General features: G+C 35.5%; 22 protein-coding genes. 18 read left to right on the forward strand and 4 right to left on the reverse strand.

The genetic code is table 11. The features are described from left to right. The first annotated feature begins 9 nt into the window (after positions 1–9). Together ACIQXW_RS04550 and ACIQXW_RS04555 are read left to right on the forward strand one after the other, a co-directional pair. A complete protein-coding gene (locus ACIQXW_RS04550) occupies positions 10–714 on the forward strand; it encodes a hypothetical protein (RefSeq protein WP_402760118.1) in 705 nt (234 codons plus the stop codon). A gap of 14 nt (positions 715–728) precedes the next feature. Then, the gene (locus ACIQXW_RS04555; RefSeq protein WP_340824908.1) at positions 729–1,268 is read left to right on the forward strand and encodes a hypothetical protein; all 540 of its coding nucleotides are present in this window, start codon (positions 729–731) and stop codon (positions 1,266–1,268) included. Positions 1,269–1,467: 199 nt separating this feature from the next. Here the strand turns inward: ACIQXW_RS04555 and ACIQXW_RS04560 are convergent, their stop codons facing one another. Beyond that, positions 1,468–2,625, reverse strand: coding sequence for an ABC transporter ATP-binding protein (locus tag ACIQXW_RS04560; RefSeq protein WP_402760120.1), 1,158 nt, complete (start codon positions 2,623–2,625; stop codon positions 1,468–1,470). A 104-nt stretch (positions 2,626–2,729) separates the two neighbouring features. Beyond that, positions 2,730–3,632, reverse strand: a complete 903-nt coding sequence (locus ACIQXW_RS04565) for a PucR family transcriptional regulator (protein ID WP_402760122.1) — start codon at positions 3,630–3,632, stop codon at positions 2,730–2,732. A gap of 360 nt (positions 3,633–3,992) precedes the next feature. Here ACIQXW_RS04565 and ACIQXW_RS04570 point away from each other — a divergent pair, with 360 nt between their 5' ends. The 9 genes from ACIQXW_RS04570 (at position 3,993) to ACIQXW_RS04610 (ending at position 13,634) form a co-directional block, all read left to right on the forward strand. Beyond that, the gene (locus ACIQXW_RS04570) at positions 3,993–4,904 is read left to right on the forward strand and encodes a dihydrodipicolinate synthase family protein (RefSeq protein WP_402760123.1); all 912 of its coding nucleotides are present in this window, start codon (positions 3,993–3,995) and stop codon (positions 4,902–4,904) included. A 146-nt stretch (positions 4,905–5,050) separates the two neighbouring features. After that, the gene (locus ACIQXW_RS04575) at positions 5,051–6,442 is read left to right on the forward strand and encodes an ABC transporter substrate-binding protein (RefSeq protein ID WP_402760125.1); all 1,392 of its coding nucleotides are present in this window, start codon (positions 5,051–5,053) and stop codon (positions 6,440–6,442) included. A gap of 78 nt (positions 6,443–6,520) precedes the next feature. Continuing rightward, positions 6,521–7,393 carry a carbohydrate ABC transporter permease gene (locus ACIQXW_RS04580; protein ID WP_340824902.1) on the forward strand — a complete coding sequence of 291 codons (873 nt, stop codon included), beginning with the start codon at positions 6,521–6,523 and terminating at the stop codon, positions 7,391–7,393. A gap of 12 nt (positions 7,394–7,405) precedes the next feature. Beyond that, positions 7,406–8,245 carry a carbohydrate ABC transporter permease gene (locus ACIQXW_RS04585; protein ID WP_340824901.1) on the forward strand — a complete coding sequence of 280 codons (840 nt, stop codon included), beginning with the start codon at positions 7,406–7,408 and terminating at the stop codon, positions 8,243–8,245. 27 nt (positions 8,246–8,272) lie between these two features. Beyond that, positions 8,273–8,968 (forward strand): N-acetylmannosamine-6-phosphate 2-epimerase, encoded by a 696-nt coding sequence (locus ACIQXW_RS04590; RefSeq protein WP_340824900.1) that lies wholly within the window; start codon positions 8,273–8,275, stop codon positions 8,966–8,968. A gap of 36 nt (positions 8,969–9,004) precedes the next feature. Further along, entirely contained in the window at positions 9,005–9,889 is an 885-nt protein-coding gene (locus tag ACIQXW_RS04595; RefSeq protein ID WP_402760128.1) for an ROK family protein, read from the forward strand. Between the two features lie 16 nt (positions 9,890–9,905). Next, positions 9,906–10,760, forward strand: coding sequence for a MurR/RpiR family transcriptional regulator (locus tag ACIQXW_RS04600; RefSeq protein WP_402760130.1), 855 nt, complete (start codon positions 9,906–9,908; stop codon positions 10,758–10,760). 74 nt (positions 10,761–10,834) lie between these two features. Continuing rightward, positions 10,835–12,028, forward strand: a complete 1,194-nt coding sequence (nagA, locus tag ACIQXW_RS04605) for an N-acetylglucosamine-6-phosphate deacetylase (protein ID WP_402760132.1) — start codon at positions 10,835–10,837, stop codon at positions 12,026–12,028. A gap of 460 nt (positions 12,029–12,488) precedes the next feature. Next, positions 12,489–13,634: a cyclically-permuted mutarotase family protein gene (locus ACIQXW_RS04610; protein ID WP_401018526.1), complete on the forward strand. Its 1,146-nt coding sequence runs from the start codon at positions 12,489–12,491 to the stop codon at positions 13,632–13,634. A gap of 179 nt (positions 13,635–13,813) precedes the next feature. Here the strand turns inward: ACIQXW_RS04610 and ACIQXW_RS04615 are convergent, their stop codons facing one another. Further along, on the reverse strand, positions 13,814–15,778 hold the full coding sequence (locus tag ACIQXW_RS04615) for an alkaline phosphatase family protein (RefSeq protein WP_402760134.1): 1,965 nt from the start codon (positions 15,776–15,778) through the stop codon (positions 13,814–13,816). Between the two features lie 473 nt (positions 15,779–16,251). Between ACIQXW_RS04615 and ACIQXW_RS04620 the strand changes: the two genes are divergently transcribed. Together ACIQXW_RS04620 and ACIQXW_RS04625 are read left to right on the forward strand one after the other, a co-directional pair. Further along, positions 16,252–16,677 (forward strand): hypothetical protein, encoded by a 426-nt coding sequence (locus tag ACIQXW_RS04620; RefSeq protein WP_340824891.1) that lies wholly within the window; start codon positions 16,252–16,254, stop codon positions 16,675–16,677. A gap of 154 nt (positions 16,678–16,831) precedes the next feature. After that, complete coding sequence (locus tag ACIQXW_RS04625; protein WP_340824890.1) at positions 16,832–17,617, forward strand: VOC family protein; 786 nt, start codon at positions 16,832–16,834, stop codon at positions 17,615–17,617. A 52-nt stretch (positions 17,618–17,669) separates the two neighbouring features. On the opposite strand, the gene ACIQXW_RS04630 is transcribed toward ACIQXW_RS04625, so the two are convergent. Then, positions 17,670–17,870, reverse strand: a complete 201-nt coding sequence (locus ACIQXW_RS04630) for a cold-shock protein (protein WP_004269397.1) — start codon at positions 17,868–17,870, stop codon at positions 17,670–17,672. A gap of 212 nt (positions 17,871–18,082) precedes the next feature. On the opposite strand from ACIQXW_RS04630, the gene ACIQXW_RS04635 reads away from it, so the two are divergent. The 5 genes from ACIQXW_RS04635 (at position 18,083) to ACIQXW_RS04655 (ending at position 26,259) form a co-directional block, all read left to right on the forward strand. Then, entirely contained in the window at positions 18,083–19,762 is a 1,680-nt protein-coding gene (locus ACIQXW_RS04635; protein ID WP_402760136.1) for a formate--tetrahydrofolate ligase, read from the forward strand. A 411-nt stretch (positions 19,763–20,173) separates the two neighbouring features. Then, positions 20,174–22,210, forward strand: coding sequence for a hydantoinase/oxoprolinase family protein (locus tag ACIQXW_RS04640; RefSeq protein WP_402760138.1), 2,037 nt, complete (start codon positions 20,174–20,176; stop codon positions 22,208–22,210). Positions 22,211–22,213: 3 nt separating this feature from the next. Next, positions 22,214–23,893, forward strand: a complete 1,680-nt coding sequence (locus ACIQXW_RS04645) for a hydantoinase B/oxoprolinase family protein (protein WP_402760139.1) — start codon at positions 22,214–22,216, stop codon at positions 23,891–23,893. 16 nt (positions 23,894–23,909) lie between these two features. Next, a complete protein-coding gene (locus ACIQXW_RS04650; RefSeq protein ID WP_401018516.1) occupies positions 23,910–24,662 on the forward strand; it encodes an IclR family transcriptional regulator in 753 nt (250 codons plus the stop codon). 22 nt (positions 24,663–24,684) lie between these two features. Then, positions 24,685–26,259, forward strand: a complete 1,575-nt coding sequence (locus tag ACIQXW_RS04655; protein WP_402760141.1) for an OPT/YSL family transporter — start codon at positions 24,685–24,687, stop codon at positions 26,257–26,259. Positions 26,260–26,269: the final 10 nt, after the last annotated feature.

Raw genomic sequence — 26,269 nt, forward strand, 5'->3', positions numbered from 1 at the left:
GAATTTAAAATGAAAAAATTCTTTTTTGTATTTTTATCGTTTATTCTCTTGTTTTCAGTTGTTACTCCAGGTTTTGCACAAGCAACTGAAGTTGATAATTTAAATTGGGTAGATATTGAAGAAGAAGAAAATTCAATATCTATATTTGAAGCACCAGAAATATTCGATAGTCTAGAAGAAATAGATTGGGATAATGTAGAAGTTTCATTGATAGAAGAAGAAGTAGAATGGCACAATATCCCTATAGAAGTAAATGAAGAAATTTTATCTAATGGAAATAAACCTCGATTTTTGCCACTCGTGGCAAGGCTTGTATTAAGTGGAGGGAAATATGTAATTAGATGGGGTTCTAAGGTGTTTAAAAAAGCACCTAAATCTAAAGTTTCAAATGCTTTGACTAATTTTGAAACTGCAACGTTTAGAGCAGGAAGTCATACTTTTAGATTAACTAAACCAGATATGGAACATATGTTAACTCGACATCACCCGAAATATTGGGATGGGTCAATAAGGGGAAATCAATCGTTTTATAATCCAAATTTAAGTGTAGATGATGTAAAAAGTATTGCTTTAAATATAGCTAAACAAAATAATACGATATTAGCCAAAAAAGGAACAAATGGTATGTTCAGAGTAGAGGGACAAGTAGATGGTGTTAAATACGTACTAGGGATTAAAGATGGGCATATTAGACAACTATATCCAAAAAACTAATGTGAGGTGAATATATGATGGAAGTAGTAACAATTAATGAATTTGTTGTAAAAAGAATTATCGACGATTTGGAAGATGCAGTCAACAATCCTGATAAATATACGATAAGCATAAACGATAATTGGGATGAATTTGTTTCTTTTATCAATAACACTCAAAATAAATATATAGAAGAAGACGGTCTTCTTAGGCTTGATGGTGGGTTATCGATTAAATGCTATAATAAAGAAATTTTAGGTGTTCGATATTGGGACTATCTCCCTGAGCTATGGGGATATATTGTCAATGTGATTGAAGATTACTTAGAGGACGGCATTGGGAAAAGTTATTTTCCTGATCAACCAGTTAAAATACAATTAAAGCAATTAAAAAATAAAAAAGTACAATTTTTATTTGATAACGACGACCATGTGTTAGAATTTGAACAAAAAATGCTATTAGGTATCTTTTTAAATCGTGCTGAAGTCTTTTTTACTGTTCTTGTAAAAGAACTTGATTTGACTAAATATAGCTACGAAATTGAAAAAATTCAAAAATTAAAAACCCAGATATGAATCAATTTATATTGAGTGCAACTAATCAAAAAGTGTTAGATTGATTGAATCAATCTAACACTTTTTCTATACCGTTGATGTCCGCTGCGGCGGTGTTTTCCGCTCAGCACAGTAAGCCATAACCCTCGCTATTGTGCAGAGTGCCTCCGCCTTTCATTGTGTGCTGTTATGAACAGGAGTCACCAACTTCGCTACCATCTTAGCCAACAACAACAGGCTTTTCAGTGCCTTCGTTGCCTTTGTTTTGTCCACTATTACCTGGAATAATACGTTCTTCAGTTTCTTTATCGAAGAAGTGTACTTTATTCATATCCAATGCCAGTGGCAATACTTGGCCTGGTTTAGCAGTGGCATTGGAATCTACACGTGCAATAAATTGATGACCTTCAATTTGTGAATAGAGCATAATCTCTGCGCCCATTAATTCAGCTACTTCAATTGTTACATCGACTCTTGAACCTGGAGTTGATTCGATAAATGCTTGTTCATCGTGGAAATCTTCAGGACGAATACCCATAATAACTTCTTTATTGTTATAGCCTTGCGCAAGTAAGTCTTTCATTCTTTCTTGTGGCACAGTAATGGACGTATTCCCAATGTGGAATTTGCCATCTGTAAGTGTACCCGTAAAGAAGTTCATAGCAGGGGAGCCGATAAAGCCGCCGACAAATACATTATTCGGTTGCTCATACACTTCTTTTGGTGCACCTACTTGTTGAATAATGCCATCTTTCATAACAACGAGGCGAGTAGCCATTGTCATGGCTTCTGTTTGGTCATGTGTAACGTATATTGTTGTCGTTTGTAAACGTTGATGAAGCTTTGTAATTTCAGCTCGCATTTGTACGCGAAGTTTCGCATCCAAGTTTGATAAAGGCTCATCCATTAAAAAGACTTTTGCATCACGCACGATGGCACGTCCTAATGCAACACGTTGACGTTGACCACCTGAAAGTGCTTTCGGTTTACGATTTAAGTATTCTTCCAGCCCTAAGATACGCGCTGCCTCGTTCACGCGGCGATTAATTTCATCTTTCGGTAATTTGCGCAACTTTAAGCCAAATGCCATATTTTCAAATACGCTCATATGTGGGTATAAGGCATAGTTTTGGAATACCATGGCGATATCGCGATCTTTAGGCGCCACATCATTCATTCGCTTTCCATCAATGATTAAATCTCCTTGTGAGATTTCCTCTAGACCAGCAACCATACGTAATGTAGTAGATTTACCACAACCTGAAGGACCTACGAATACAATAAATTCCTTATCTTCAATATCAAGATTGAAATCCTTTACTGCTGTGACATTTTTGTCATAGATCTTAAAAATATGTTGTAATTTTAATTCAGCCAATTTCGCCATCTCCCTTATGTAAGTGTTTTTTTAGAGTATAAGAGAAAAATATGTAAAATGTATACGTATACATTACACAAAACATGTTTGGGCACATTGTACAACTATTGATAATTTTCTGATTTCAACAGTATCATTGCAAGAGAAACAAAAGTAGCGTTTGCAAAGGACCGAATATCTATACCAGTGTTTTCAATAAATTTGTCCAATCGATATTGCAGGCTATTGCGATGGATATAGAGCTTTTTTGCAGTTAAAGAAGCATTTAAATTACATTGCAAAAAAACTTGAATAGTATGAAGCATTTCTTGCCCTTCAATACTTTCTACAAAAAGATCGGACAGTATATCTTTTTTTACGAACGATGGTGAATGAATCATCAATAATGGAAAAGCTTCGTAAAATGTAATCGTCTTTTTACGATTTGCATAACGATGAATTGTGTTAAAGCATTGGAATTCATGGTCAAATTTTTCTTTCAATAAATAATTTGCTTGATGTAGTTGACCGATATAACTATAAATTTCAACAAAAAAATCACTAGTGAATGTGTCACTTAGCTGATTAAAAGACTCTTGATCGAAAACTACTTGTGGCTTTTCATCTATTATCATACCTTGTGTGTCATTGATCATTAAAATGATTGGTTGCTGAAATCCACCAGTAATCGCTTCTTTAAAGTTGTTAAAATCATCAATTGGTTGTTTCAGATAGAAATAAAAAAAGCGTAATGTTTTTACATCTTGTAAAAACGGTACCTCTTTTGCATCATTAAATAAAAAATCATACCACTTCTGCTGAATATTCGAATTATTTTGTTCGATAGTAAGATGCTCAACGGGAAGGAATAAAGTTTTTAATAGATTGTGTTCTGAATTGGAAAGGGCCGTTTTGCTAATCCCAAATTTCCTGCCATCTTCTGTTTGGAACCAATATCGATTATTATCTTGCGCATTATATGTAGTCGTAAAAGCTGTTTGAAAAAGATTTTCTAGTTTTTCAAGCATTTGTTTCTCCTTTTTAGACTGATTGTAAACAATTTTCAGCCTTACTGTAAAATAATATCGCCAATCATTATTTAATTGTTTTGACGAGAAGCGCTACATAACAGCTGTATTATGTTATTTAAAGTAGCAATTATAAGGTAATTCTTTTTTTATGCATACAAAAGGTGAAATTTTTCTCCAAAAAATAAAAAAATAAAGAAAATTATTTACATTTTATTTTGAATTGTTATAATATTAATTGTAAGCGTTAACAGTTGGTGGTTTAGATTAAGGTCATGCATTGCTTACGAAGTACAGTAATTTTTTCGTGATGTTATGTCACATAAGGTTTTATTAAAATTAATTAGGTGGTGTTCAAAGTTGAATTTAGAAAAATATAAAGGTATCATTCCTGCTTTTTATGCTTGTTATGATGATCAAGGAGAAATATCTGAGAACCGCACAAAAGAACTTTGCGACTATTTATTCAACAAAGGCGTTAAAGGGCTTTATGTTGGTGGCAGTTCAGGGGAATGTATTTATCACAACCTTGAAGAAAGAAAAGCAACACTAAAATATGTGGCAGAACATGTAAAAGGGAAGCTCACGTTAATTGCTCATGTTGGGGCACCATCGACAAGGGATAGTGTGATTTTAGCAAAATATGCTGAGGAGTTAGGCTATGATGCTGTCTCTGCTATTCCACCTATTTACTTTAAGTTTTCAGAAAGTTCAGTTTATAAATACTGGACTGAAATTATGGATGCAACGAATATGCCATTTATTATTTACAATATCCCGCAAACAACAGGGTTTGATCTTTCAATTAATCTATTTAAGAAATTATTAGAAAATAAGAAAGTGATAGGCGTAAAAAATTCTTCGATGCCAGTTATGGATATTGAAAGATTTAAGTCTACTGCAGGTGAAGATTTTATTGTATTTAATGGACCTGATGAACAATATGTTTCAGGCAGAGTAATTGGTGCAGATAGTGGGATTGGTGGAACATATGGCGCGATGCCGGAACTTTTTATCAAGGCAGAGGAATTTGTATCAAATGGGGATTTCGCAAATGCGAGAAAAATTCAGCATGATATTAATGATATTATCGTTGCTTTATGTTCATTAAATGGTTCCATGTATTCGACGATTAAAGAAGTTTTAAAATTAAATGGGGTTACAATTGGCAGTGTCAGAGGCCCATTAGAGCCAGTATCTGGTGAGGATTTAAATAAAGTAGCAGGCATTAAGGCGTTAATCGATCAAACAATATTAAAGTACAAAGAGTAGCTAATAAGAGATTCAAAGTTTTGAATTTCTCAAAGGAATGCGGGTATTGTTGCGCATTAGGAGGGAGGACACAAGCCTATTACATGGCTTGTCTTTCATAAAGGTAATTTTAATTTGTAAATTAAATTATTAAGGGGGAGTAGTTTATGTTTAAAAGGCGTTATCTAACAACCGCAATAGCAATTTTGTTTGTACTCTCAGTGCTAGCAGGTTGTACAAGTAATTCTACAGATAGTTCTAAATCTAGTTCTTCTGATGAGGTAGAACTAAAAGTTTGGTTAACTCCACAGTGGAAAGGTGTTTTGGATTCTTCTGAAGATGGAGCAGATTATGATAGCTTTTTCAAACATGCAGGGGAGCGATTTGCTGCTGAGTATAAGGACCACAAAGTAAAGGTTAATGTAGAAGTTATTGCAGGTGATCAACGTGATGAGCTATTAAACGTAAGTCTTAATGGTGGAACACCTCCAGATGTATTTTTTGAAAGTGTGTTTGCAATGGGCGACTATGCTCATAGAGGTGCTTTAGAACCGTTAAATGATATCGTTGATGATGAATCGAAAAAAGATATTGCACAAGGTTATTGGGATAGCGTGACATTTGGTGATGATGTGTACTTCTTCCCATTCTCACATAACCCAGGTACTTTAACTTACAACGCAGATATGTTTAAAGCTGCTGGACTAGATGAGTATATTGGTGGAGAGCATGAAATCAAAACTTGGACTCTAGCTGACTATGAAAAAATTCTAAACAAGTTAAAAACAGATTTACCGAAAGATAAATATTCAAATGCGTATCCAATGGGATTATACGCGCTAAATAATCAAGGTGATACTTGGAATCTTGCTTATTTAAGAATGTTTGGCAATAAGTTCTTTGATAACAATGGAAATTTAATCATTGATGACGCAAGTGGTGTGAAAGCTGCAAATTGGTTAAAGAAAATTTATGATGAGGGCTTAACAAACCCAGGTGCAGAATCCGTTTCTTCAAACGATGTGAACGCGATGTTCCAAAATCAACAGCTTGCAATTAGTTTTACAAACGCAATTTTATTCAATAATGCAATGGCTGATATGGAAAGTGGAAAAGCGCCTAAGTTTGATATAAGACTGGCTAATATTCCTTCTGAGAGCGGGGACCCATTAACATTTACTTATGTAACAGGTGCAGCCGTTTTTGATACAAAAGACGAAACAAGAATTAAAATTAGTAAGGATTTCGTGAAATTTATTTCTACAGATCCTGAACTTGTGAAGGCATCTAAAAATGGCGTACCAGTTAGAACAACTGTTGCTGATGAGTTTAAATCAGAAAAACCTTACTTTGAGGCGTATTCTGCTAATGATCCGTACATGTTTAATTTCACTGGAAATGTACCTGGATACAGCCAATTAAGACAAGTTTTATATCCAGAATTACAAGCTTTATATACTGGTGGTAAAACGGCAGATGAGGCTGTGAAAAATTACCAAACGAATGGTAATAAAGTTATAGAGGAATCGAAAGTAGACTCTGTAATTTATAATAAATAGCTCTGCGCGTATATAACTTTACAACAATTTAAGCCCCTTTATTTTGGGGCTTAAATTGTAGAAAGGTAAATGATACCGATGAAAATCAATAAAAAATCTTTTAAAGAAAATATGACAGGATACTTGTTTATTGGACCTCAAATATTACTTTTTTTAGTATTTTTAGTTTACCCTATCATTGAAGGGATTCGTTTAAGTTTATTTAAGATTAACTATCAGAATGAAATATTTGTTGGGTTTGAAAACTATCGAAAATTATTTAGTGATCCTGTTTTCGTGCAATCTACAATCAACACCATTATTTTTGTTGTTTTCATTGTGGCATTAACAGTAATTTTCGCTCTGTTTGTTGCCTCTACTGTTTTTGATAAAAATGCAAAATATGTGTCCTTCATACAAGGAGCATATTATATTCCGGTCATGGTTTCGATGGTTGTTATGAGTATGATTTGGAGTTTTTTGCTAAATCCAGCAAATGGACTTATACCATTTTTAGCGAGAAAAATGGAAACCTCAGTCAATTTTTTAGGGGATACACATTGGGTACTGCCTGTAATTATTTTCGTAACCTTTGCGACAAATGTAGGGCAGGCAATCATTCTTTACATTGCCTCAATGATTGGAGTGCAAAAGGAACTTTTTGAAGCAGCAGAAGTCGATGGTGCAAGCCGAATGAAAATAATATTTAAGATTATTATCCCAATGGTAAAACCAACAACGATTTACATTATTATTATGAACATTATTGCTGTACTCAAAATATTTGTCGTAATACAGCTATTAACAGGTGGGGGTCCAAACAACGCCTCTACGACACTTATGTATTACTTATATAATAATGCATTTAAGTATAATCAGCTTGGTATTGCTTCTGCAGTAGGTGTAATTATGTTCCTCATAACATTAGTGTTATCTACTCCACAGCTAAGAGCTATGTTTAAGAAGGATTAGAGGTGAATGAGTATGTTAAGAAATAAGAACAAGAGGAAAAGAGAAAAAATAGAAATTATAACAAACTGCATTGTTATATTTTTCGCTGTTTTAAGTCTTTTCCCATTATATTGGCTTGTGACGAGTTCTTTAAAGAACAGTGCTGATGTTGTGAAGATGCCACCAGATTGGTTTCCTAAAAGCTTAAACTTTAGTAACTATGTGGATGTGTTTAATAATCAGCCTGCTCTAACGTGGACGTATAATAGTTTATTTGTAGCGCTGATGTCTACATTTGCATTAATTGTTGTTAGTTCCCTTGCAGCTTATGCATTTTCACAGCTGAAATTTAAAGGGAAAAATGTTATTTTCATTATTTTTATTTCAAGTTTAATGATTCCAAAAGAAGTTATGATTGTTCCACTGTTTAGAATTATTCAAGACTTAAATATGGTAAATACGTTAAGTGGTATGATTTGGCCTAATGTAGCAACAGCATTTGGCGTTTTTTTACTAAAAGGATTTTTTGATACAATTCCTGATTCTTTAAGAGAAGCCGCAAAAATCGATGGTGCCAGCGAATTTCGTATATTTTATAAAATCATGCTGCCACTAGTTAAACCGGGTATTGGTGCGTTATTTATTCTTAATTTTGTTCAGGTTTGGAATGATTACTTATGGCAACTCGTTGTAGGCCAAGATGTTAACTCAAAAACACTAATGGTAGGTATTGCAACCTTAATGCAAGACTTAAATCCAAACTTTGCTTATAAGATGGCGGGTGCTACTGTAGCAGCAATTCCTATGCTACTAATATTTATTTTCTTCCAGAAGTATTTTACAAAAGGAATTACGATTGGGGCAGATAAGTAATATGATTATCCATGGAGATGTATGCAAATGAATAAAAAACAGAAAGTTTTTGAAAATATTAAAAGACAACTGATTGTTTCATGTCAGGCACTTCCAGAAGAACCTCTACACAGCTCTTTTATTATGGGGAAAATGGCTTATGCAGCGATGCTTGGAGGGGCTAAGGGAATTAGAGCAAATAGTATTGAAGATATTAGAGAAATAAAGAGTATGGTTGACCTACCCATTATTGGCATTATTAAAAAGTCATCTGACGAATCGGATGTGTGTATTACACCGACTGCTAAAGAGGTCGAATTGCTTTACAAGGAGGGGGTAGATATTATCGCTCTTGATGCCACAAAAAGACTTAGACCTGACGGCACTACAATAAGTGAAATATTCCCTGAAATTAGACAGAAGTATAAAGATCAGATTTTTATGGCGGATTGCTCTACTTATGAAGAGGCTAAAGAGGCGTATGAATTAGGGTTTGATTGCTTAGGTACAACATTGAGCGGTTATACAGAATATACAAATGATAAAAAATTACCCGATTTAGAGTTGATTAAAAGACTAATCCAAAGTTTCCCTATTCCTGTCATTGCTGAAGGCGGCATTTGGACTCCCGACGAACTAAAGCGCGTTTTTGATCTTGGCGTTCATACAGCAGTTGTTGGTACTGCTATTACAAGACCGATGGAAATTACTAAAAGATTTGTTAGTGCGATTCAATCAGTATAAAGTAAATTAGATAGTCAGGCTAAAGGGATGATTGAAGTGAAGATATTAGCAGCTGATATTGGCGGTACATCGATAAAAGTTGGCATGTCTGATGAAAATGGGCAAATAGAAGTATTTAAAGAATATGATACAGAAAGTAAAAAAGGTGGAAAGTATTTAGTTGAAAAACTAATTAAGATAATAAATGAGTATCAGGGCTTTCATGCAATAGGTATTAGCTCAGCAGGACAGGTAAATAGTACAGATGGATCTATAATTTATGCTAATGATAATATTCCAAATTATACTGGTACTCAACTAAAGGCTATCCTTGAAAAACAATTTAAAGTTCCTGTTAAAGTTGAAAATGATGTCAACGCAGCTGCATTAGGAGAAAAGTATTTTGGTGCTGCAAAGAACTATAAAGATTTTCTTTGTATAACATATGGTACGGGTATTGGGGGTGCCATAATAATAGACTCTAAAATATATAAAGGTCATAATGGATTGGCAGCAGAATTTGGGCATGTTATTACCCATCCATTCGGTGAAAATTGTAACTGTGGTAAGAATGGATGCTATGAATCGTATGCATCTACAACCTCTTTAATAAAAAGAGCACAGGAAGTAAACGCTGACTTTATAAATGGTAGAGTCATTTTCGAAAGAATGCTTCAAGGAGATAAAAGTTTAGAAAAAGTTCTTCAGGATTGGATTTTAGAAGTAGCATTTGGGTTAGCTTCCTTCATTCACATTTTTAATCCACAAGCGATTATTATAGGTGGTGGTGTAATGGAGCAAGAAAATCTCGTCAACAATATAGCGGATAAAGTTAAATTGTTAACGATGGAGAGTTTCTCGGATGTAAAAATCATGAAAGCCTCACTTGGAAATAAAGCTGGCATTCTTGGCGCAGTATCACTTCATTTAAGAGGCGATTAATAGAAGGAGTACTATTATGGGAAATCAAGATATATTTTCACTTATTCATTCGAGATACAACTCATTTACTAACACGGAAAAAAAGGTAGCAGATTATATTCTCGAAAATATAAAAGATGTCATTTACATGTCAATTACTGATTTAGCTGACGAATGTAACGTAGGCGAGTCAAGCGTGTTTCGATTCTGTAAAACGATGGATCTTAAAGGGTATCAAGAGTTTAAAATTATGCTTGCACATAGCATTACGCTAGATAATGAAACCCCGCAACTTTCCAGTGCGATTACGATGCAGGATACGATTGCAGAATTATCGTCAAAGGTTTTATCGTCCAATGTTCATGCGCTGACTGAAACCTATAATCTACTATCGGAAAGCGATATTGCGCACGCTGTCGAGTGCATGATAAATGCTCAAAGAATACACTTTTTCGGCGTAGGTTCTTCCTTAATGACAGCAATGGAAGCAAAAAATAAATTTATGAGAATTACCAATAAAACTGAGTGCTCAGTGGATTCTCATCTTCAAATTATGTCTGCTGCTTTAATGAGTGAGCAAGATGTAGCTGTTCTAATATCCTATTCAGGTTCAACGAAAGATACGATTGAAGTAGCAAAAGTAGCAAAAGAAAGAGGCGCAAAAATTATTTCGATAACGAGATTTGCAAAATCTCCTTTGACAAGTTTCGCAGATATTACACTGCTTTGTGGTGCAAATGAAGGCCCACTTCAAGGGGGCAGTTTATCTGCAAAAATATCACAGCTTTATCTTTTAGATTTACTTTATCTTGAATACTTCAAAAAAACGAACAAAGAATCTGTTCATAACAAAGAACTAACTGCTCAAGCAGTTATTGAAAAGATGTTTTAGAGGGAGACTTGAGGTTGCTGAAAGCTCGTAATATGTGGAATGGCTAAGCTAAATGAATTGAGAGGTAAGATAGAATGGATCAATCAATTGTTTTAATCAATGCAAAAATTTATGCAGAAAATCAGATTATTTCCGATGGATTTATTAAAATTGATGGAATGAAAATTCAAGAAACAGGCTGGATGACCAACTATAAAGCAGATGATCAATTCTATGTTATCGACTTACAAGGACAATCAGTAATACCTGGCATGATTGATATTCACACGCACGGGACGTCTGGGGCTGATGTAATGGATGCAGAAATCGCATCTTTTGCAACAATTGTCCGAGCATTACCACAGGAAGGTACTACAAGCTTTCTAGCAACTACTATGACCCAATCTGATGAGAATATTTCAAAAGCATTGAAAAATGCAGCGAGCTTTATAAAAAGTTATCAAAAACCAGGACAGTCTGAGGTGCTTGGCGTTCATCTTGAAGGGCCCTTTGTTAATCCTAGCATGGCAGGAGCACAACCAGTTGATTTTATCATCCAGCCGGAAATCCCACTTTTTGAAAAGTGGCAAGAACTTGCTGAAGGAACAATTAAACTGGTTACGTTGGCTCCTGAGCAAAAGGGCGGATTGGAATTCATTCGCTATCTTAAAGAAAATGAAATTGTCATTTCAATTGGTCATTCTGATGCGACATTTGCAGATGTAAAAAAGGCAATAGGGGCTGGCGCTACGCAAGTTACTCATTTGTTTAATCAGATGAAAGGATTGCATCATCGAGAGCCTGGTGTTGTGGGCGCTGCTTTGCTTCTTGAAGAATTATATGCAGAGTTAATTGTTGATGGCATTCATGTATGTCCAGCAATGATTCAGTTAGCTTATCAAAACAAAAAAAGCGAAAAACTAATTTTAATTACAGATTCCATGCGGGCAAAATGCTTAAAAAATGGCAACTACGATTTAGGCGGTCAAAAGGTCATTGTGAAAGATGGAATGGCTGTATTAGAGAATGGCACATTAGCAGGCAGTGTTTTAAAACTAAGTGATGCGCTAAAAAAAATGCTGAAATATTGTGATGACTGTACGCTCGAGGATGTTATTAAAATGACATCAACGAATCCTGCAAAACAGTTAAATTTAAGTGATCGAAAAGGAATTATTAAAGCTGGCATGGATGCAGATTTAGTTGTGTTAAACAATGATTATGATGTGCAGATGACATTTTGCCGAGGGATTTTATCTTATCAAAAAGAAAGCCTGATGGAGGACTAGCATTATTTATCATCTAATCGTTTTTAGCTATGAGCTTTAAAAGCTAGAGATAAATAATTGTATTGTAAATCTCTTTGTTAATATACCCTAGCAGACTATATATAGGGGAATAGACAAAGGGAACGATTAACAAAGAACGCGAAAACTTTCTTGAAACTAGTCATTTAATAGTTTTGAAAATTGGCGCGTTCTTAAACGAATTATTGATAAACTTGCTTTTGCGACTTCCAGCGCAGACTATATACCACTAAGGTTGTCAATTCTACCTCATTTCTCTTTTAGTTTTCCTTTAAAAAACAAAGTAAAGATTTTTTTAACAATTAAATATTCGGAATATTAAGAATTTCAATAAGGTGATCTAGAAATAAATGCAATCCCCAAAGGAGGTGATTGGAGATATTTTGTCATTATCTATAAAAAGAAATTTGATGTAATTTCCATATTAGGAGGAGGAGAAATTATGAAAAAATTTTTGGTAGCAGCTATGACATCAATGTTGGTTTTGGGCGTAGGTATTGGAAGTAAAGTAGAAGCTTCTAAAGGCGGAGATTCAGTGGAAAGAATAACATGGGAACATGCAGGAGAACTTGAGGCACAAAAAGGATTTGAAAAGAATATTGGGACAGCTGGCGTGTTATCTGGCTCATATAAAGATTATTTAATTGTAGGAGGCGGCGCGAATTTCCCTTATGATACAGTACTAAATGGAGGCGCAAAGCAACATTACTCAGATATATATGTTTATAAAAAAGAGAAAGATCAATTAACATTGGTGGAACATACGAATCTTAACCATGAAATTGGCTATGGATCTTCCGTAACGACAGAAAAAGGAATCTATTATATTGGTGGCAGTCCTGACAAAGAATATGCAGACGATATTACTTTACTAACGATTGATAAAAATAAAAAATTGAAAGTAGAAAAAGTAGGAGATCTTCCATTTACTATTAGTGATGGAATAGCTGCTGAGAAAGATGGGAAATTGTATATTGGGCTAGGTAAGCAAAATGCAAAAGAAAGCAATAAGTTATACGAGTACGATCTAAAAACATCCAAAACTAGAGAGCTAGCTTCAATACCAGGAGAAAGTGTTAGAAATCAAAGCGTAGCTCAAATATTAGATGGAAATCTCTATGTATTTAGTGGTGGAGGATCGATTGCTTATACAGATGGCTACAAATACAATATCGAGAAAAACCAATGGTCAAAAGTTTCTTCTGTAAAAGTAAATGGGAAAGAAATTTCTTTACTTGGCGCAAATTCGGTCAAATTAAATAAAAATGAAATGTTGGTGATCGGCGGCTTTAATAAAGCAGTATATGATAATGCTGTTAAAAATTTAGGATCATTAAAAGATGAAGAATTATTGGCATTTAGAACAAAATACTTTACTGCTGATCCTTATGAGTTTAATTGGAATAAAGATGTACTAATCTATAATGCGCAAAAGGATACTTGGCGCTCTGTAGGAAAAGTTCCATTTGATGCACCTTGTGGAGAGGGCTTAGTGTTAATGGATAAAAATATTTACTCTATTAATGGAGAAATTAAACCAGGCGTAAGAACGAACGCAATTTATGCAGGAACATTACTTACAAATTAAGGACATGATGCTATTTTAGCAAGAATAACTTGTCTATGTGGTGGGAAAGCACGATATGTAAGCCGCAATAAACCGCACATTAGTGAGGGTTGCGGCTTACGTTGTGCTCGCGGAAAGCGTCCGCACGTAGCGGAAATTAAACGAATTGTATGATTCACTCCCCGAGTTCCTTCATTTTATTATCTATATATATCTTCAATGATTTCACCTTCTACAAATGAAGGTATTTCTAACCCTAGTAAATCGTAAATCGTCGGTGCTATATCTAAATTAGATGTGGTTTTAATTTCTTTCCCTTTTGAAAATTCTGCTCCAGTCGCGATAAAAATAGGTCTAAGCATGCTTCTGTTTGCATCTCCTCCATGTGTCCCTAATTCAATCGGAGGCGTTATATTTTCTTCAATGTCGCTACCAATAACATAACCAGGTGCACCAATTAATACGACATCGCCTGCATTTTGATGTTCCAAAAGCGTTATATTTTCATTTTTCAATACACTTTCATAAGGATGGACTCTTGGTTCTAACAGATGGCTCCAAATATTTTTGACATGCTGTTGAACAGTAGCGAACGAATAATTGTCCGTTTGTATGGCAGACTTCATTTTTTTCATTTCATATCGAATCATTGCTCCTTTGTTATATGTGACTTCGACCTCTTTAAAAGCTTGGATGATTTGGTCACGGACATGATTATATTCTTCTTGAGGGACAATTCCGCCTTTTTCACGGTTTTGCAGGTTAATGTATACATTTGCTGCTGATCCACTTGGAATGGCGTATGCTTTTGATTGTGCATAATTAATTTTATTTTTATCGTGTGGATCGACCACTAATAACCCTGCATCTTGCAGTACTTTGTTAGGCGAAAGAGTAGAATGGGCAGGTTCCATTCCGTGATCTGAGACGACAAATAAATAATCATTGTCTTTTAGGGAATTTAATGTTTCACCAACTACTTCGTCTGCTAATTGGTACGCCCACTCGATATAGCTCATATATTTTTTTGACTTTTCATCTGAATAGTCTGGCTGACGAGGGTCTATTAATAAATACTTATGTTGTTCATGATCAATATGCGGTGTATAAAACATGAGCAAATCAGGATTATATTGCTGTTTTACATAAAGCGAAACTTTTGTGACCCACATGATATGTCGTTTACTAATCTCTTCATATTCCTTTCTCGTAATCCATCCTTTCTCAAGGGCACTATCATCATCTTGTGCTGGATAAAATCCAAATTCCTTCTCAATATCTTCGGCAAATCCTTTAGGACCACTAATTCGACTAGAAGTTACAGCTGTACGGTATAACTTTACAGGACTGCTAAGATCTTCGTTTTCTACTCTCATTTTGAACCAAAAACCCGCAGATTGATGATCTTTTATTTGGATTGGAAGTGACTCCCATATGTTTCCTTTTACAATAGCGTCCTCCGAATCTACTTTTTTATCTTCAGATAATATAAACGTGTCATAGTTTTCAGTTTGATCATCCGTTGAGTCAATCGCCAAAATGTGGAGGAGACGATCTTTTTCATTTTTCATTTTAATGGAGAATTTCGCTTCCTTTAAAGAACTGAAGCTTTTAGGGGATTGAACCCATTCAGTAGTTTTCTTAAAGGTTAACGATTCCAACTTACTTGGAGACCAAGTTTCTCCAAAATATATTGAATAATCGCCTTGTTTATCCACTTTGGGATTAGCACCAGGAAAAGCGATGGTGGCCGTTGTTTTCCCTTGTTTTCGAGCTTCTACCCATAAAGGAGGTACTTCGATTTCTGCCTGAAAACCGCTTTCTTCATTATCTAAAGCTGTGTTTGGTTCATGAAAATGATTACTTACGATGCCAGTTTGTTTCGGTGTAGCCCCTGTTGCAATTGCTGCATGGGAAGGCGCAGTAAGAGAAGGGGTAATCGTAATAGGCTTTTCCGCAGTTACGCCATTTTCTAGCAGCTGCTTGATATGAGGTAGTTTATTCTCTTGCACATATTTTTTAGTATAGTCATTTTTCATTCCGTCAAACGAGATAAGGATGACCTTTCGATCCATTTCGTGATTTTCCTTTGCCTCTACTTCCTTCATCATGGTAAATAGGCAAAAATTAAGGATAATTAGGCCTACATACAAAAATTTTTTCATTTTCTTATCCTTTCTGACCGCTAGCTCTTCTTAAAAAAATTGGTTTGTCCAAAAAAGGCACAATAACAAAAAACAAAATGAAGCATGTCTGTTATATCAATATTTTTGACTATGAAAAGGAGCATCTAAAAGTCAGAAAATTGACTACAGAAATCGCTCCTTATAAACTCTAGCTGATTTTGTTTAATTCATTTATTAATAAATTACCCTTTTTCCTATGTATGAAACTTTTCTGTAGTTACGTGCTGCCCCTAAGGAAACGAGGAGGGGGTAAAGATGCGAGGACGTAAATTGTTCGTAGTGTAAAAGACTTACTAAAGTCAAAAGGATAAAAATTAGCAATTCGAAATGTGATGATGTTCATTTTAAAAAGCAGATAATTATAATATATGGACTATTTTGGAACTATTTGAATTTTGGGACGTATTAATAATAATAAATTAAACTTCTAAGAGGCTAAGGAGGAGGTTTTTATGAAAAAATGGTCACCTTATTTATGGAAATTATTTTGGGTTATAGGTTTATTTTTATTAACAATTATCAGTTATGAGATTAAAAATGAAATTAAAGTTATGTCAGATTCAACATTTAGTATAGCTCCTGTTTTTTGGACTAATTTTATTACTCTCTTTATGTGGGGTGTCTATTTATCACTTCTTTTTATAAAAAAATGGACCATTAATATAAATTTGCCTTTACTTATTTGCGTGTTCACTCCGTGTTTTCTCATTTCAATATTTCTGCCAATCGCTACAATTTTGCCATTAGCTTTACCTATAGGCGGTGTATGGTTTAGTAAAGTCATAAGTTCCTATTTCATTGAAATAGTTGCAGGTTTAACATTCATGCTAAGCATTTTTAATAATTTAAAAAGTGATCGTGAATCAAATAGTTTATGACAATATACATAACGATCTATAGTTGTGATTAATCTCTACTCTTCCAAATATTCAATTAAACATCTTTAATTATTTGAATATTCCTAATTTTAATTTAAACCTAGAAAACTAACAGGTAAAGTATATAATGAAAGGACAAAAAGGGGGAAGAAGAATGACTTTGTATTTTGATCATATCGTTCATCAAGTTCAATCACCGGAAAATATGAAAGTCTTTTTAAATAAACGTCATATCCATACGGTAAATGGTGGTCAGCACACAATGTGGGGAACGTATAACACATTAAGCTATTTTGGGTTAAGCTATATTGAACAAATAGCGGTTTATGATTATGCGCTATTTGAGGAAGCGGCGAAATTACCGTATTCCTTACATTATACTTTTAAACAGGACAATGAGCGCTATGGTTTTTCTAGAATTGCTTTACGCACTACAAAAATAGAAGAAGAGGCACAGCGTTTACGTGCGCTTGGCTTAGAAGTTTATGGACCAGATGCTTGTAGTCGAACACGACCAGATGGATCAGTTGTTGAATGGAAACTATTACATTTCGGGAAACAAGAGCAAGTAATCGATTTTCCATTTTTTATAGAATGGGCTGATGGGGATGAGGAGCGTTACGCACAATTAGAGGCAAGTGGCGCACTAAAAACAACACAAAATATTTCGATGGAGTCAGTACAGTTTTATGTCCAAGATGCGAGGGCAACGGCAAAGATATGGCAAGAAGTATTACAATTATCAGAGCCTGAAGTTCACTCGGAATTTGTTTCATTACATTTGCCTAATATTCGTTTAGATTTTTACGAAGAAGCTGCCGCAACAAAAATGATGCTTGGTCGAAAATGTGAAGGGCCATTCGGTGTTACGTTGAGAGATACAGATCGGACGAAGGAAACTTTAATTTCTCCAGGAGCATTTTATTGGCTTAACCCATAGTTACAAAAAAACAAAGAAGGAGCTGTTCATCAAATGAACAGCTCCTTGTCGCTTATAATTTCACAACATTTGACGCTTGAGGACCACGATTGCCTTCCACTACATCAAATGAAACCTTCTGTCCTTCTTCAAGTGTACGGAAGCCTTCCTCTTGTATGCCCGTAAAATGTACAAATACATCTTCTCCATCATCACATTCAATAAAGCCATAACCTTTTTCGTTATTGAACCACTTTACGATTCCTTGTTGCATAAGCATTCGCCTCCAATGCGCTCGAATGTAAAATACTATCAATTAACACGTGGCATAATTGATAAAAAATGAAAAAATTGCATTTTCTCTTAGAACATACATGAATTGATTACAGTTGTCAATTGATTGTCGAAATATTGCGTAACTAACTGTGTTTTCTTTCTCAATAAAGTCTATAATGGAGTTATATAATATAGAAAGTAGGGTGCCAAATGACAACGAGAAATCATCCTTTATCAGATTTAGAAATCGCTAGTCAAGCGGTTATGAAGCCTATTATAGATATAGCAAAAGCGGCAGGTATTCCAGAAGATGCACTAGAACAATATGGCCGCTACAAGGCAAAAATAGATCCTATAAAAATTACAGCACAGGGCGAGGATGCGAAGGTCGTGTTAGTGACAGCGATAAGTCCAACTCCAGCTGGTGAAGGAAAATCAACAGTAACGGTTGGGTTGGCAGATGCACTCCATCAACTAAAGAAAAATGTAGTAGTCGCATTGCGTGAGCCATCCCTTGGCCCGGTAATGGGTGTAAAAGGAGGCGCGACAGGTGGAGGATATGCTCAAGTTGTACCAATGGAAGATATAAACTTGCATTTCACTGGCGACTTGCATGCCATCACAACAGCTAACAATGCGTTATCAGCCTTTATAGATAATCATATCCACCAAGGTAATGCATTAAACATTGATCCTCGCCGTATCATTTGGAAACGAGTAATGGACTTAAATGACCGTGCTCTAAGAAAAGTGGTTATCGGTCTTGGTGGTCCTGTGCAAGGAATGCCACGTGAGGATGGCTTTGATATTACAGTTGCCTCTGAAATAATGGCCGTATTCTGTTTAGCAACAAGCATAGACGATTTACGTGAGCGCTTAGCAAGCATCGTCATCGGTTATACGTATAATCGTGAGCCGGTATTTGTGCGTGATTTACAAGTAGAAGGCGCACTCACATTACTATTAAAAGATGCATTCAAACCAAACTTAGTGCAAACATTGGAAGGGACACCTGCTATTATTCATGGCGGTCCATTTGCAAACATTGCACACGGCTGTAACTCGATTATGGCAACACAAACAGCACGTAAGCTAGCGGATATCGTTGTAACTGAGGCGGGCTTCGGTTCAGATTTAGGTGCTGAAAAGTTTATGAACATTAAAGCGCGTAAAGCAGGCTTTAAACCAAGTGCCGTAGTGATTGTGGCAACAATTCGTGCATTGAAAATGCATGGCGGTGTAGCAAAAACAGCACTTGTTGGAGAAAACGTGCCTGCGTTGTTACAAGGCATTGAAAACTTAGCAAAACACGTGGAAACGATTCGTACATTCGGTGTTGAACCAATTATCGCATTAAACCGTTTTATTACGGATACAGAAGCGGAACTTGAAGCAGTGCTAAACTGGTGTCAAGAAAATGATGTGCGCATTGCCCGTACAAATGTCTGGGAAGAGGGAGGCAAAGGTGGTTTAGCCCTAGCAGAGCAAGTATTATCAGTCCTAAATGAAGAAAATAACTTCTCTCCTTTATACGATGTAACAGAATCGATTGAAGAAAAAGTTCGTACAATTGTACAAAAGGTCTATGGCGGGAAAGATGTCCAATTTACAGACCAAGCGAAAAAGCAAATCGTGCAAATCGAAAAATTCGGCTGGGACGTTCTGCCGATTTGTATGGCAAAAACGCAATATTCGTTATCTGATCAACCAACGTTACTTGGTCGTCCAGAAGGATTCACAGTAACGATTCGTGAAGTCATTCCAAAGCTTGGTGCAGGCTTCTTAGTTTGTCTAACAGGTGATATTATGACAATGCCTGGTTTACCAAAACAGCCAGCTGCCTTACGTATGGATGTCGATAGTGAAGGACATGCGGTAGGTTTATTCTAAATAATATACAATATTAAAGGCTGCTCCTTTTTAGTCAGAAAGGGCAGCTTTTATATTTTAAAAAAAGATAAAGTAGATATCGTTTATGAATTATCTATCGCCGTACTACTTCTATGTTCTCTGTTTAGGATATGTATTTTATAATTATGTAGTTTAAGGCTCTGGTGTATAACCAGGGTTTTTTTGTTTTTATAACTAATAAAAGTGAATTTATGGAATGTAATATTTGGTTGTTTTTATAAGTAGAAACCTAAAAATGGTAAGAACAAGCGGGTTTTTGCTATAAATTTAATTGTCAAATGAATTTTTATTTATAAAATACATTGAATTTTCTTTTTCTTTTAAATATAATCTTACTTAATTGTTAATCGGAACAGTGTTCCGATTATAGGAACATGGAGGGATGAAGACTTGAAAATTGCAACAGATATCGGCGGTACATTTACTGACCTAGTTTACACAGATGAGATGGGAAATCTTCATTTTGACAAAGGACATACGACTCCAGGTCATTTTGAGGACGGTATTTTAAATGTATTAGGGCGACACGTTACGGAAGATTCATTGATTGAATCATTTATTCATGGTTCAACGGTCATTATTAATACATTGACGGAAAGAAAAGGGGGCGTAGTCGGGCTGATTACAACGAAAGGCTTCCGTGATGTATTAGAGATTGCTCGTGGTAATCGTCCAGACCTATATAATTTTAAATATAAAAAACCAGAACCTTTTGTAGAGCGTTACTTACGACAAGAAATTGATGAGCGCATCGATTTTAAAGGAAATATTATGAAAGCGCTTAATACCGATGAAGTTGGAGCAATTGTTAGGAAATTTAAGGAATTAGGTGTGGAGGCTATTGCTATTTCATTAATCCATGGCTATAAAAACCCAATTCATGAATTACAGCTAAAAGAAGAAATTGAAAAGCTTTGGCCAGAGGTGTACATCACACTTTCAAGCGAAACGATTAAAGAATACCGTGAATATGAAAGAACAAATACTACTGTTTTAAATTCATATGTAAAACCAATTGCACATGCTTATTTAAAAAACCTAAAAGAAAAATTAAGCTCGATTGGTATAACAGATCATTTGAAAATAATGCAATCAAACGGAGGAACGACAAGCTTTGATAAAGCGATGGAATTGCCAATTAATCTAGTTGAATCTGGACCTGTAGCGGGTATGTTTGGTGCTGCAAAACTAGGAGAGCTTTTAAATGAATCGAATATAATTGCATTTGATGTTGGCGGAACGACAGCAAAATGTTCACTCATTACTGAAGGAAAAGTAAATGTTACAACAGATTACTATATTGAAAGAAATGAAAAATTTGCAGGCTATCCGATTAAAACACCTGTTGTAGATATTGTTGAAATCGGAAATGGTGGTGGTTCCATCGCTCGTGTCGATCAATTCGGCTCCTTAAAAGTTGGTCCAGATTCTGCTGGGGCAAATCCAGGACCTGTTGCTTATGGCTTAGGAAATACGCAGCCAACAATTACAGATGCAAATGTCTATTTAGGTAGATTATCATTAGAAAACTTCGATAATCCAGTGTCTATTGACAAAGTGGAGGAAGCACTTACTGATGCAATCGCGAAACCGTTTAATGTGACAGCAGAAGAAGCAGCACAAGGAATTTTAGATATTGCCAATTCTAATATGCTAAATGCTCTAAAGCTCATTTCTATTCGTAAAGGCTATGACCCTGAGGATTTTACAATGGTTGCCTTTGGTGGCGGTGGTCCACTACATGCGATTAATTTAGCTAAAGAACTGGGCATGAAGAAAGTTATTATTCCATATGGCTCATCGGTCTTTTCAGCATTAGGGATGATGATGACAGAATATCGACAAGATTATATTCAAACCAGCTTAATGAATTTTGATGATCATCATTTAACAGCTATTCAAAAAAATATTGATGAGGCTATTGAAAATGCTTATGCGGAAGCACCTTTATCGAAGGAACATTATTATTTCGAGATTAATTATGATTTGCGTTATAAAGGTCAAGAGCATGCAGTTAAATTAAATGCATCAAATATTTCGATTCATGAAAAAGAGCTAGCTCAATTAGCAGAAGCTTTCCATATCAAACATAAACAGGAGTTTGCTTTTGACTTACCAGAGACTTCAATAGAGTTGGTAAATTTACATCTTACGATTTATGGAAAAGATGAAGCGGTCCAGTTTAAGGAGTTAGATTTCTCACATATTGATGCTTCTACATGTATAAAAGCAAAACGAAAGTTATACGTCAAAGAAACAGGCTGGGGTGAGGTTAACGTATACGATCAACAAAAGTTAGTACCTGGCTATGTTATTGCTGGTCCTGCTATTGTGGAAAGTCCTACATCTACAGTTGTGATAAATGACAAGCAATCTATTGAAATAGATAAATATGGCAATCTAATTGTAGAGATGGAGGGGGAATAACACATGAAAAAAGATATTTTTGCTATAGAAATTATTCAAGATTCCTTGCTGGCCATTGGAGATGAGATGTTTGTTGCATTAGCACGCTCATCTATGAGCCCCGTTATCTATGAGGTTTTAGATTATGCCTGCGGTTTAACTGATGCCAAAGGGAATTTAATTAGCCAAGGTAATGGTGTGACAAGTTTTATTGGGATGTTGAGTCCAATGGTTCAACGTGTCATAGAAAAATTTGATAATGGGAGAAAATTAAACGAAGGTGATGTCATCATAATAAATGACCCTTATGTTGGGGGAGGCTCGCATTTATCAGATGTAGGATTAGTTTTACCAATTTTCTACAATGGAGAAATCATTGCTTATTCTGCAAATAAAGCACATTGGACCGAAGTAGGTGGGATGGACCCTGGTTCATTTACAAGTAATTCGAATGAAATCTATCAGGAAGGTCTTCAGTTACCAGGTGTAAAGCTTTATCAAAAGGGGGAGCTTAACGAAGGCATTTATGAAATCATATCTACAAATGTTCGTCTACCAGAGCTCTCTATTGGAGATATGTTTGCACAAGTAGCAGCCTTGAAAACAGGTGAAAAACGGATTTCAGAGCTTTGTCGGAAATTTGGTGCTGAATCGGTGAAGTTGTCCATTCAAAAATTATTGGACAAGGGTGAAAAAATTGTAGAGCTTGAGCTTCAACATCTACCAAAAGGTGAATTTTATGCGGAAGACTTTATTGAAGGCGATCCATTAAAAGGTGGACCTTATCCAATTAAAGTGAAAGTAACAATTAGCGATGAAGAATTTATTTGTGACTTTAGAGGCTCGCACCCTGCTGTGAATGTGCCAGTAAACTGTTCACAATTTGGCTTAATGGCTAGTGTTCGTGTCATGTTCTTAGCATTACTTGGAGATATTGACGTGATTAATGAAGGTGTCTTTACACGCTTAACAATTCTTACAGATGATAATTCAATTGTATCAGCCAAGCGTCCACATCCTGTTTCGATGAACTTTGAGGCACGTATTGGGGCAGCAGACTTAATTTGGAAGGCACTTGCACCTCATTTACCTGAAAGATTATCAGCAGGGCATTTACAGTCTGTTTGTACATTTATTTTAACAGGCAAAAATCCTGAAAATAATGAATCATTCCTAATTGTAGAGCCTTCAGTAGGTGGCTGGGGAGCGTCAAATGATGACGATGGACAAAGTGGGCAATATTGTATGGGAGATGGAGAAACGTATAATCTTCCTGTTGAAATTGCAGAGACAAAATACGGTATTCAAATTGATGAATATAGCTTAAATTGCGATGGTGCGGGTGCAGGGCAATATAGAGGTGGCTTAGGTGTACGCCGAGTTTATACCGTTAATCATGATAGCCAAAAGGTTTCTGTTAACTTAGGTAGACATAAATTTGCACCATTTGGCTTAAATGATGGTGAGGAAGGCTCGCATAACTATCTAATTATTCATAAAAAAGATGGTACAAAGCTGGGACCAGTAGGAGTACTCGCCAATTATGAATTACAGAAAGGCGATCGTATTGAACTTGTCACAGCAACTGGGGGAGGCTATGGCAATCCACAAGAGAGAAGTACGAAAGCAATTGAAAAAGATCTATTAAATGGATATATTTCTTTAGAGGTAGCTGAAAAACGTTACGGTTACCAAAACGCATAAAAGGAGAAATATATAAATGACTGTCAAGACATTAAAAAACTCATTGGATATACTAGAATGCTTTGCAACTACAGAAAGCGCATTAGGTGTACGTGAAATTGCACGCATGACAAAATTGCATACAAGTGTTGTGCAAAGAACAATCAATACATTTACTGAAGCAGGGTATTTATTACAGGATGAAGCTACAAAAAAATATAAATTAGGTTATAAAATGTTTATATTTCATGACATGCTCTCCCATACAAATGACCCTCACTTTACAATTTATGAATTGATGCAAAGTCTTGCAAGTGAAATCAATGAATCAGTCTTTCTAACTTATATGGATAATGAGTATGGAGTCACAACAAAAATTGCTGAAAGTAGTAAGAATATAAAATATGCGGTGTCCTTAGGTACAAAAACACCGCTTTATATTGGTGCTTCCTGTAAAGTTATGTTTGCCTATTTAGACAAAGAAAGGCAGCTTGAATTGTTAGCGTATTTTCATGAAAAGCAGTCTGAAGAGGAGCATAAAAAGCTACTTGATAGTTTACAAGAGGAGTTACAAGCCATTCGACAAAATAAGTGGTGTGTTACTGTCGGGGAGTACAATGAACATGCTTTTGGTATAAGTGTACCATTATTCAATTATAAGAAAGAAATCATGGCATCTCTAACGATTTCTGGATTAGTATATGACATTGACGATCAAAGGGAGAAATACATGCTTGAACAGTTAGTGAAAATTGCACATCAAATTCAATCTCACATATCTAAACTATAACAACAATAGGGGACCTGACACTATGAATAATAAAGTACTACATCCGCGGGCTTTGGAGCCCGTAACTTTACTAATGATTGTCTTAACATCTGTTGTAGGGGCAATTATTGGGATACAGCTAATTACGACTTTAGGAATTTCTGCTAATACATCCATCATTGGTGCGATATTTGCGATGATTTTAGGAAGAATTCCAATTGGAAAGCTAATTGCATTCAAATCCGTGCATAGACAAAATATTATACAGACTGCAATATCATCGGCTACTTTTAGTGCCGCGAGTAGTTTAATGTTGCCAATTGGAATTCCATATGTTTTAGGTTATGAAAATTTAGTTTTGCCATTGTTTATTGGTGTTATATTAGCGATGTTTGTGGATGCTTTATTATTATATAAATTTTTTGATACAAAGATTTTCCCAGCAACAGGTACCTGGCCACCAGGGATTGCAACAGCAGAGGCTATTAAAGCTGGTGATAAAGGTGGTAAAAATGCAAAGGTTTTAATTGGCGGAGTGTTAATCGGTATAGTGGGGTCCGTTCTTAAAATTCCAATGTCAGCTTTTGGGGTAGCATTTATCGGAAATATTTGGGCGCTTACTATGTTTGGAATTGGTCTTTTACTGAGAGCTTATTCTGTTCAATTATTTAATGTCGATTTGAATGAATATTATATTCCACATGGCGTTATGATTGGAGCGGGCATTGTAGCCCTTTTCCAGGTTGCTTTTAATTTGCTAAGTAAAAGAGCGACTAAAAAGTCAGAAGAATTAATCTATTCGAAAGACCAAAAAGAAATTCGACAAGGTTTTGGTGTAGGTTTTATTGCTTATTTAGCGATTGCATTATTAATTGCTTTAATAGGTGGTATGATTTCACATATGTCTTTTGGAATGCTCATTGGCTTTATCATTTTTGCAACAATTGCAGCATTTGTTCACGAACTTATCGTTGGGATTGCTGCAATGCATGCAGGCTGGTTCCCTGCATTTGCAGTAGCGTTTATCACACTAATTGTCGGAATATTAATTGGTTTCCCGGCACCTGCACTTGCTTTGTTAGCTGGCTTTAGTGCGGCAACAGGGGTAGCATTTGCAGATATGGGTTATGACTTGAAAACAGGTTTTATTTTACGTGGAAATGGCAGTGATCCTTTATTAGAAAAAGAAGGACGTAAACAGCAAATGATTGCTGGTATGCTAGCATTTTCAATAGCTGCTGTTGTAGTTTTACTTTCATATCAATCGTATTTTGAACAAGGTTTAGTAGCACCTGTCAACCATGTATACGCAGCCACTATCCAATCAGGAGTGACTGGTGACGTAGCAAAACAGCTATTGATCTGGGCGATTCCTGGAGCATTGATTCAACTAATTGGCGGTTCAAAGAGACAAATGGGTATTCTGTTTGCGACTGGTTTATTACTAATCAATCCTATAGCTGGTTGGGCAGTGTTAGGAGGTATTTTACTTCGTGTTATTTTCACTTATATGACAAAAGGTAAGAGAGAATCTGAAATGACTGTTTTTGCAGCAGGTGTTATTGCTGGAGACGCTTTATATAGCTTCTTTTCTTCCATTCTGAAAATAGGAAAATAGAAAGGGGTAA

Origin of the sequence: Lysinibacillus sp. NPDC097162, from assembly GCF_044762185.1 — a bacterium.
In the GTDB taxonomy this organism is placed as follows: Bacteria; Bacillota; Bacilli; order Bacillales_A; family Planococcaceae; genus Lysinibacillus.